The organism is Streptococcus gallinaceus, from assembly GCF_040545695.1.
In the GTDB taxonomy this organism is placed as follows: domain Bacteria; phylum Bacillota; class Bacilli; order Lactobacillales; family Streptococcaceae; genus Streptococcus; species Streptococcus gallinaceus.
On the sequence record NZ_JBEPMK010000007.1, the window covers coordinates 68,888 to 78,762 of the forward strand.

At 39.3% G+C, this 9,875-nt stretch carries 6 protein-coding genes and 1 pseudogene; 6 read left to right on the plus strand and 1 reads right to left on the minus strand.

Translation table 11 applies throughout. From position 1 onward, the window contains the following. Positions 1–246: 246 nt before the first annotated feature. Positions 247–1,491, minus strand: coding sequence for a D-alanyl-D-alanine carboxypeptidase PBP3 (gene pbp3, locus ABID27_RS09200; RefSeq protein WP_354281714.1), 1,245 nt, complete (start codon positions 1,489–1,491; stop codon positions 247–249). Positions 1,492–1,704: 213 nt separating this feature from the next. Here pbp3 and ABID27_RS09205 point away from each other — a divergent pair, with 213 nt between their 5' ends. The 6 genes and pseudogenes from ABID27_RS09205 (at position 1,705) to ABID27_RS09230 (ending at position 9,779) form a co-directional block, all read left to right on the plus strand. Then, a complete protein-coding gene (locus tag ABID27_RS09205; RefSeq protein ID WP_253365680.1) occupies positions 1,705–3,675 on the plus strand; it encodes a peptide ABC transporter substrate-binding protein in 1,971 nt (656 codons plus the stop codon). 73 nt (positions 3,676–3,748) lie between these two features. Further along, positions 3,749–5,251, plus strand: coding sequence for an ABC transporter permease (locus tag ABID27_RS09210; RefSeq protein WP_354281716.1), 1,503 nt, complete (start codon positions 3,749–3,751; stop codon positions 5,249–5,251). Then, positions 5,251–6,177, plus strand: coding sequence for an oligopeptide ABC transporter permease OppC (gene oppC, locus ABID27_RS09215; RefSeq protein WP_253365675.1), 927 nt, complete (start codon positions 5,251–5,253; stop codon positions 6,175–6,177). The genes ABID27_RS09210 and oppC overlap by 1 nt, the downstream gene beginning before the upstream one ends. A 9-nt stretch (positions 6,178–6,186) precedes the next feature. Beyond that, positions 6,187–7,251 (plus strand): ABC transporter ATP-binding protein, encoded by a 1,065-nt coding sequence (locus ABID27_RS09220; protein ID WP_354281718.1) that lies wholly within the window; start codon positions 6,187–6,189, stop codon positions 7,249–7,251. A 9-nt stretch (positions 7,252–7,260) separates the two neighbouring features. Next, a complete protein-coding gene (locus ABID27_RS09225) occupies positions 7,261–8,184 on the plus strand; it encodes an ATP-binding cassette domain-containing protein (protein WP_253365671.1) in 924 nt (307 codons plus the stop codon). 121 nt (positions 8,185–8,305) lie between these two features. Then, positions 8,306–9,779: pseudogene (locus ABID27_RS09230) on the plus strand (IS1182 family transposase). The last annotated feature ends 96 nt before the right edge of the window (positions 9,780–9,875 follow it).

Genomic DNA, 9,875 nt, shown 5'->3' on the forward strand with positions numbered 1-9,875 from the left:
GAGTGTCAGAAGTAAGAAAGAACTTATTCTGAACCGCCACTTTTCCCACAGAAGTTAGAGATGAAGCAAGCGTCAACTTGCGTCGTTAATAAGGTTAGAGAAAATTAGTAACACAATAGCTATGGGGCTATTGTGTGCAATTTCTCTCCGACTGAGGTTGGAAATAAAGGAAACGTCAGTTGGCAAATAGTGAGCTTCGATCGTTTTATAAATAACAGAAAAGGAAAATCAATTTGATTTTCCTTTTTATAATTTTTCATTGACATACCGAACGAAATGATTCCACCAAGAAATAGGTGCAAAAGGAGTACTTGTTTCGTTTTTAGCAATCATCTTAACAGATGGAAGTTTCCCCAGATAGCCGCTACCGATCAGGTTGCTATCACGGCTGACCAAGGTTCCCAATTCCTGTCCTTTTGCAATCGGTGCATCGACAATAGCTTTTGTAGCCTTGAAATTAGCAGAAGCAGCATTTTTTTTATCTTTACGAGTAATGAGTGTCAGATTTTCAGTTGCTACTGCGCGACTGATTGAGTCTGTTCCATTAAATACTTCAACGGTAGAATTAGTGTAGGCTTGCCCTTTTTCAACTAAGGTTGTCGCTGAGAAATTATTGTAGACATAGTCTATCAAGGCGTTGGTAGCAACAAAACGATTATCAGGGAATTCATTTCCGTTGTCCGCATTAAGGATGACGGTAATAATTTGGAAGTGGTGCTCAGTTGTAGTGGCTACAAAGGAAGCCCCTGATAAATCAGTTGTTCCAGTCTTGAGTCCGACAACACCTGCACGTTGATAGGTCCCCCCCTCAATCATTTGGTTGGTGGAATAGTAGGTGTTTCCTTCCATAGTATAAGAATAGCGCGAAGTGATATCTGTTACTTGAGGATAGTCTTGCAATAAATGACGAGCGATGATAGCGATATCGCGAGCAGACATGGTATTTTCAGCTGTTGAAGACGATCCGGGGTAGATATTGTTTCCTAAAAATTCGTTGTTTAACCCTGTGGCGTTTACGAGTTTGGCGTCGGTGATGCCCCATTCTTTCAGTTTAGCCGTCATCATATCGACAAATTTCGGCTCAGAGCCTGCGACTTTTTCAGCTAAAGCAATGGCTGCGCTGTTAGCCGATGAAATCAAAGAAGCTTGTAGTAGTTCTTGGACAGTATATTTCCGAGTGTCCAAGTTGATATTGCTGGCAGTAGATTCAACGGTCAGTAGATAGGGATAATCAGAAATAGCTACTTCGCTATTCATCCCAAATTTTCCCTGATCCATAGCTTCATAGACCAGATAAACGGTCAGTAATTTTGTAATCGAAGCAATACTAGCTGGTGTGGTTGCATCCTTTTCGTAAAGGACTTTACCGGACTCGACATCTACAGCAATAGCGTGTTTTGCAGGTGCAGAGAAGTCGTCTGCTGAGACTAGACTTGCAGAAGCAAAGATGAGAGAGAGCAGTGCGCTCCATAGTAAAAGATATTTTTTCATAAGAACCTTTCTAAGAACCTTACTATTATATCACAAGTAAAAAGAATACGAAAAAGTTAGAAAATGAAAAAATATGTAAATTTGTTGAAAAGTCAGAAAATTTCAAATACAGGTAAAAATTTCTTTACAAGCTAGAAACGTCGTGATATAATTAGACACATATATTTAAGAATTGTTTAAGCAATTCCATTATCTTAAATAGGAGACCCTTTTATGCAAAAAAGAAAAATTGTGGCAATTGCTGGTGTAACCTTATTGTCAGCAGCCTTCTTGTCAGCTTGCGGTAACTCATCAAGCAAATCTGAAACTTCTTCTACATATTCATACGTTTATACAGAAGATCCAACTTCATTGGACTATATTGCTTATAACCGTCAACAAGTTTCTGACATCGTAACAAACATGGTGGACGGACTTCTTGAAAATGACAAGTACGGGAACCTTGTTCCTTCACTTGCTGAAGATTGGAAAGTTTCAAAAGACGGCTTGACATATACATACACATTGCGTAAAGGTGTGAAATGGTATACAGCTGAAGGTGAAGAGTATGCAGACGTAACTGCAAACGACTTCGTTACTTCACTTAAACATGCGGTTGAAACTAAGTCAGAAGGTCTTTACATTATCCAAAACTCTATCAAAGGCTTGGACGACTATGTAACTGGTAAAACAAAAGACTTTTCTACTGTAGGTGTAAAAGCGGTTGACGATCATACAGTTCAATATACCTTGAACCAACCAGAAAGCTTCTGGAATTCAAAATTGACAATGTCAATCATGTTGCCTCTTAACGCTGACTTCTTGGCATCAAAAGGTAAAGATTTTGGTAAAGTTTCACCAGATGGTATCCTTTATAATGGTGCTTACAGAATCAGTGCTATGACTTCTAAGTCATCTCTTGAATACACAAAAAACGAAAACTACTGGGATGCTGACAACGTTAAAATCGACAACGTTAAGTTGACATACTACGGTGGCGATGATCCAGAATCATTGATTAAAGGATTTACAGACGGCAACTACTCAAATGCCCGTGTATTCCCTAACTCATCAAGTTACAAATCTGTAAAAGAAAAATACAAAGATAACATTACTTACGGATTGCAAGATGCTACAACATACTATACAGTATTGAACGTAAACCGTGGCAACTATGCACACACTTCAAAAACAACAGATGCACAAAAAACGGCTTCACAAAAAGCGCTTCAAAACAAAGATTTCCGTCAAGCGATTGCATTTGGTTTTGACCGCCAAACATACCTTGCACAATCTGTAGGTGAAGATGCATCTGATAAAGCGCTCCGTAATACATTCGTACCACCAACATTTGTTAGCGCAGGTTCAACTTCATTCGGTGACTTGGTAACAAAAGACTTGGTATCATACGGTGATCAATGGAAAGATATCGATCTTTCAGATGCTCAAAACGGTCTTTACAAACCAGAAAAAGCTAAAGCTGAAATTGCTAAAGCAAAAGAAGCACTTACAGCACAAGGTGTTGAATTCCCAATCCACTTGGATATGGCTGTCAACCAATCAAGCGAAATCAGTGTTCAACAAGCATCATCATTGAAACAATCAATCGAAAAATCACTTGGTACTGATAACGTAGTGATCGACCTTCAAATGATGGATACAGACACATTCCAAAACGCAGCCTTCTATGCTGAAGGTGCAGCTCAAATGGACTACGATATCTCATACGCAGGTTGGGGACCAGACTATCAAGACCCATCTACATACTTAGATGTCTTTAACACTAAGAATGGTGCAAGTCTTGAAAGACTTGGTTTGAACGGTGAAAAAGACACAGCATTGATTCAAGAAATCGGTTTGGATAAATACGATGCACTCTTGAAAGAAGCGTCTGCAGAAACTCAAGATGTAGCAGCTCGTTATGAAAAATATGCGAAAGCACAAGCTTGGTTGACAGATAGCGCTTTGGTTATCCCTTACATGTCACTTGGTGGTACACCAGGAGTATCTAAAGTTGTTCCTTACACAGCTTCAACAGCTGATATCGGTATCAAAGGTGGCGGTAGCTTCTTCAAATACATGGAAGTTGGTACTAAAGTAAACAACGCTAAAGATGTTTACAAAAAACGTGAGAAATGGTTGAAAGAAAAAGCAAAATCTAATGCGAAAGCACAAGAAGAGCTTGCTGATCACGTTGAAAAATAATTAAACATTTTTAAGAGAACTTTCTCTACTATTTATAGAGAAAGTTCTTTTGAGATTGAGAGGAAAACATAGAATGAAGAAATATATTTTCAATCGTATTTTGCGTTCTTTAGTCTCTCTTTTTCTTGTGACTACATTGATATATACAATCGTCTATACAATGGTTCCACGGAAAAAGATTTTCGAAAAGGATCAAACGTACACGAAAATGGCATCAGATCCTTACAAGAAAGTTGACTACGTCAATACGGTCTATGAAAAAATGGGCTATATTGACTATATGAACAGTAACGAGTTACAAACTGCGGCTGAAAAAAAATATGAAAATGTAACGAGCGAACCAACGGAAGCCAATAAGAAGATTTATAAAAAATATCTTACTCAGTTAGGCAAAGGTTGGGAGTTGCATCAATTTGAAACAAACAACGAATTTTACGCAACACGTGAAATTCCAATTTACCAACGGATTGCCAAGTTTTATGGTAATTTAGTACAGGTAGACCACACCAATAAAATTCAGGACAAAGCCAATCCAAACCTGAAACGCTATATTCGATTTGAAAAAGATCCGTCTGTTGGTTGGGCTTTGGTTGGTTCTGGTACCGAGCACAAGTACTTGTTGTATGCAAATGGACAATTTCCATTTATCCACCAAAACTTCATTACCTTTGATTTAGGTGTATCCTACCCTACTTATGCCAATGTTGATGTTTTGGAAGTATTGACGCAGGGACAAGGTAAAGCTTTGTTGACGGATGTGACTTTCCCGACCGGAGTTACCAAGAAATCTTCTGTTAATATCTATACTCGTACTTACAAATCTCCAGGAAGTGCAGATAAGCAAACAATTGCGAACTTCGGAGAGGGAGATGCCTACACAGCTACTAAAACACGCTACCAAGATCCATCAATGCTTGTGAATTCATCTATCATTGGGATCATCAGTGTGATTATTACCTATGCATTGGGTATTCCGCTTGGAATTTTAATGTCTCGTTACAAGAATAAAGGCTTTGATACCATCATGACAGCGGCACTTAGCTTCTTGATGGCCTTGCCAAGTGTTGCCTTCATCTATATTTTCCGTTTTGCTTTCGGAAAATTATTTGGCTTGCCTGATACCTTCCCTATTTTAGGGGCACAGGATTTCCGTTCTTACCTCTTGCCTGCTCTATTGTTAGGACTATTAGGTATTCCGGGAATGGCTGTTTGGATTCGTCGTTACTTTATCGACTTGCAAACCAGCGACTATGTTCGTTTTGCGCGCGCAAAAGGATTGTCAGAGTCTGAAATTTCGAAAGGCCACATTTTTAGAAATGCGATGGTACCTGTTGTCATCAGTATTCCAGGTTCTATTTTGGGTGTTATTGTCGGTGCTACCTTTACAGAATCTGTATTCGCCTTCCCAGGTATGGGTAAAATGTTGATTGACTCAATCAACAATGCAAATAATACAATGGTAGTGGCATTGACATTTATCTTTGCAGCACTTTCCATTTTCTCGCTCTTGTTGGGAGACTTACTGATGACTGTAGTCGATCCACGTATTAAATTAGACGCAAAAGGAGGTAAATAATGTCTACAATTGATAAGTCTAAATTTACATTTGTCAAACGTGACGATTTTGCCGCTGAAGCTATTGATTCTCCATCATACTCTTACTGGAAATCAGTAATGCGTCAATTTTTCAAAAAGAAATCAACTATTGCCATGCTAGGTTTGTTGATTGCCATTATCTTAATGAGCTTTATCTATCCTCTATTTGCAAACTATGATTTTAACGATGTAAGTAAAATTAACGATTTCTCAGCACGTTATAACTGGCCAAATGCAAAATATTGGTTTGGTACAGATGCCAATGGACAATCTCTTTTTGATGGTGTGTGGTATGGTGCGAGAAATTCAATTCTCATCTCACTTATTGCTACAGTGATTAACTTGGTGATTGGTGTCATTGTCGGCGGAATCTGGGGAGTGTCGAAAACGTTCGATAAAATCATGATGGAAGTCTACAATGTTATTTCAAACATCCCGTATTTGCTAGTTATCATTGTCATGACCTATGCATTGGGAGCAGGATTCTGGAACTTGATTCTTGCTTTCTGTATCACGGGTTGGATTGGTGTTGCCTTCTCTATCCGTGTTCAAATTATGCGTTACCGTGATTTGGAATACAATCTTGCCAGCCGTACGCTTGGAACACCAACCTTCAAACTTGTGGTAAGAAACTTGCTTCCGCAGTTGGTGTCGGTCATTGTGACACAAGCATCACAAAGTTTGCCAGGTTACATTTCTTCTGAAGCGTTCTTGTCATATTTTGGTATTGGTTTGCCAGTAACTGTACCAAGTCTCGGTCGTCTCATTTCAAAATATGCGCAAAACGTGACAACCAATGCTTACTTGTTCTGGATTCCATTGACAGCACTCGTTCTCGTTTCACTTTCACTGTTCATCGTTGGACAAAACCTTTCTGATGCCAGTGACCCACGTACACATAGATAAGGAGCCGATATGACAGAGAATAAAAATATCATTTTATCAGCTAAAGATGTGGTCGTGGAATTTGATGTTCGTGATCGCGTCTTGACAGCCATTCGTAAAGTATCACTTGATTTGTTTGAAGGAGAGATTCTCGCCCTCGTAGGTGAGTCAGGTTCTGGGAAATCTGTTTTGACTAAAACCTTCACTGGAATGCTTGAAGAAAACGGTCGTATCGCATCAGGTACTATTAACTACCGTGGTCAAGAGCTGACAGAAGTCGTTAACAATAAAGAATGGCAAAAAATTCGTGGTGCGAAAATTGCAACTATTTTCCAAGATCCGATGACGAGTTTGAACCCACTTGTGACGATTGGGAGACAGATTACAGAAGTCATTGTTAAACATCAAGGTAAAACAGTAGCAGAAGCCAAGGAAATGGCAATTGACTACATGAAAAAAGTGGGGATTCCAGAAGCTGAAAAACGTTTCAATGAATACCCATTCCAATATTCAGGTGGGATGCGTCAGCGGATTGTTATCGCGATTGCCCTTGCTTGTCGTCCAGATGTACTGATTTGTGATGAGCCGACAACTGCTTTGGACGTAACAATTCAGGCTCAGATTTTGGATTTGCTAAAATCACTTCAAAAAGAGTACAATTTCACGACAATCTTTATCACTCACGATTTGGGAGTTGTCGCAAGTATTGCGGATAAAGTTGTCGTAATGTATGCTGGAGAAGTCATTGAATATGGAACAGTAGAAGATATTTTCTACGACCCACGTCACCCATACACATGGAGCTTGTTGTCAAGCTTGCCGCAGTTAGCGACAGCCGATGGGGAATTGTTCTCTATTCCAGGGACACCACCGTCTCTTTACACCCCAGTTGTTGGTGATGCCTTTGCTCCCCGTTCAGAATTTGCTATGCAAATCGATTTTGAAGAAGAGCCACCAGTTATTCATGTGAACGATACTCATTGGGCTAAAACATGGTTGCTTCACCCAGAAGCTCCGAAGGCAGAAAAACCAGCTGTAATCCAAAACTTGCATGAGAAAATCAAAGCAAAAATGTTAGTAGAAGAAATTGATTAGGAGGAAGAAATGGCTGAAAAATTAGTTGAAGTTAAAGATTTAGAAATTTCTTTCGGTGAAGGAAACAAAAAATTTGTTGCCGTTAAAAATGCGAATTTCTTTATTAACAAAGGAGAAACATTCTCTCTTGTAGGCGAGTCTGGTTCAGGTAAAACGACAATTGGACGCGCGATTATTGGCTTGAACGACACTAGTTCAGGTGACATTCTATATGATGGTAAAAAAATCAACGGGAAATTATCACGTGAGCAAAAACGAGATGTTATCCGTAAAATTCAAATGATTTTCCAAGATCCCGCAGCTAGCTTAAATGAGCGTGCGACGGTTGATTACATCATTTCAGAAGGTTTGTATAATTTCAAGCTTTATGAAAATGAAGAAGATCGCCAAGAAAAAGTTCGTAATATTATCAATGAAGTTGGTTTGTTAGCAGAGCATTTGACACGCTACCCCCACGAATTTTCGGGAGGACAACGTCAACGTATCGGTATCGCACGTGCTCTTGTGATGCAACCAGAGTTCGTCATTGCAGATGAGCCAATTTCTGCCTTGGATGTATCCGTTCGTGCCCAAGTTTTGAATTTGTTGAAAAAATTCCAAAAAGAACTTGGTTTAACCTACTTGTTCATCGCCCATGATTTGTCTGTTGTACGTTTCATATCAGATCGTATTGCAGTTATTCATAAAGGGGTCATTGTCGAAGTTGCAGAAACAGAAGAATTGTTCAAAAATCCAATTCACCCATATACACGTTCATTGTTATCAGCGGTACCAATTCCAGATCCTATTTTAGAGCGTCAAAAAGAATTGGTTGTGTATGATGTTAATCAACATGATTATTCAGAAGATAAACCAGAAATGGTTGAAGTTAAACCAGGGCATTATGTTTGGTGTAATAAAGCAGAACTTGCTGAATACAAAAAGAATAATTAAGAAGAACAGCTTATTGCTGTTCTTTCAGATTGAAGACAAAGTCCTCAGAACAGAAGTTTCTAAGGGCTTTTCTTTGTGTAAAGTCGTATAATAGAGGTAAGAAAAGTTGTGAGGTACTCCTATGTTTCACAAAGAAAAACCTGATTATCATCGCTGCCAATATGGCTTCTATACGATAGACGAATTGGTCCCAGAGGATCACTTTCTTCGCCAATTGGAATCAGAGGTTGATTTCGACTTTATCTATGACTTGGTTGAAGAAACGTATAGCCCAGATCAAGGTCGTCCTAGTCTAGATCCTGTCATGTTAGTCAAAATCCCTTTGATTCAATGTTTTTATGGCATTCGCTCTATGCGCCAAACCATTAAAGACATTGAAGTAAACATAGCTTATCGTTGGTTTCTTGGACTAAGCTTGGATGACAAGGTGCCTCATTTTACCACATATGGAAAGAATTACAGTCGTCGCTTTCAAGATAAAGCACTGATTACTGAGATATTTTCACAAGTACTCCATCAAGCTTTATATGCTGGTTTAGTGGATCCTTCGGAAATATTTGTGGATGGTACCCATATCAAAGCGGCAGCTAACAGTCACAAGTATCATAAGGAAATGGTTGCCCAACAAGCTAAATTTATGAGGGAGCAATTGGAAGTTGAGATTGATTTAGATAGGAGAAAACACGAAAAAAAGTCCTTAAAGCCCGCAAAAGGAAGCGAGGCTAAAGAAAAGAAGATCTCGAGGACAGATCCTGAGAGTGGTTGGTTCCACAAGGGGGAACACAAGGAAGTATTTGCCTATTCTGCCCAAGTAGCGTGTGATAAGCATGGTTGGGCCTTGGCTTATACGGTTGAAGGAGGAAAGGTTCATGATAGTCAGGCTTTCCCTACCCTCTTTGCCAAGATTGAGCCTTTTCATCCAACCTATCTCATCGCAGATGCCGGTTATAAAACCCCAAGTATTGCAAAATTTTTGTTAGACAGAGAGATCACCCCTGTCTTCCCCTATACCCGCCCCAAGGGAATAAGGGGGAACTTAAGACCCAGTAATTTTGTTTACGATGCCTTCTATGACTGTTACTTATGTCCAGAGAATCAAGTATTAGCCTATCGCGCGACGACCCGAGCAGGTTATCGTGAGTATAAGAGTAATCCCAAAGTATGTGCTTCTTGTCCCCTATTATCCGTTTGTACCCAAAGCCAAAATCACCAAAAAGTCATCACAAGGCATGTATGGAAAGATGCGCTTGAATATTGTGAAGAGATTCGACACCAAAGAGGGATGAAGGAGCTCTATAAGAAGCGCAAAGAAACCATCGAGAGGCTCTTTGGGACCGCCAAAGAATACCACAACCTCCGTTATACAAGAGAGAAAGGCAAGTCCAAGATGGAAGATAAGGTTGGGCTTACTTTGGCGTGTTTGAATCTCAAAAAACTAGTAAAAATGAGGGTGGGGAAGCCTTTTTATTTTGTTCAAATGATCATTATTCTATCAAAAGATGGCATTTTAGCCTGACAAACAGAAAAAGACAAACACCATTCGGAATGTTTGTCTTCGGTCTGGAAGAACAGCAATAGGCTGTTCTTTTTTGTAGTAGGATGACAAGTATGACATGTACGTTATTCCATATGTATTATATACTTTATGTAAACAAGGAACATAAAGGAGTCGTAGGATATGGAATTTGAAG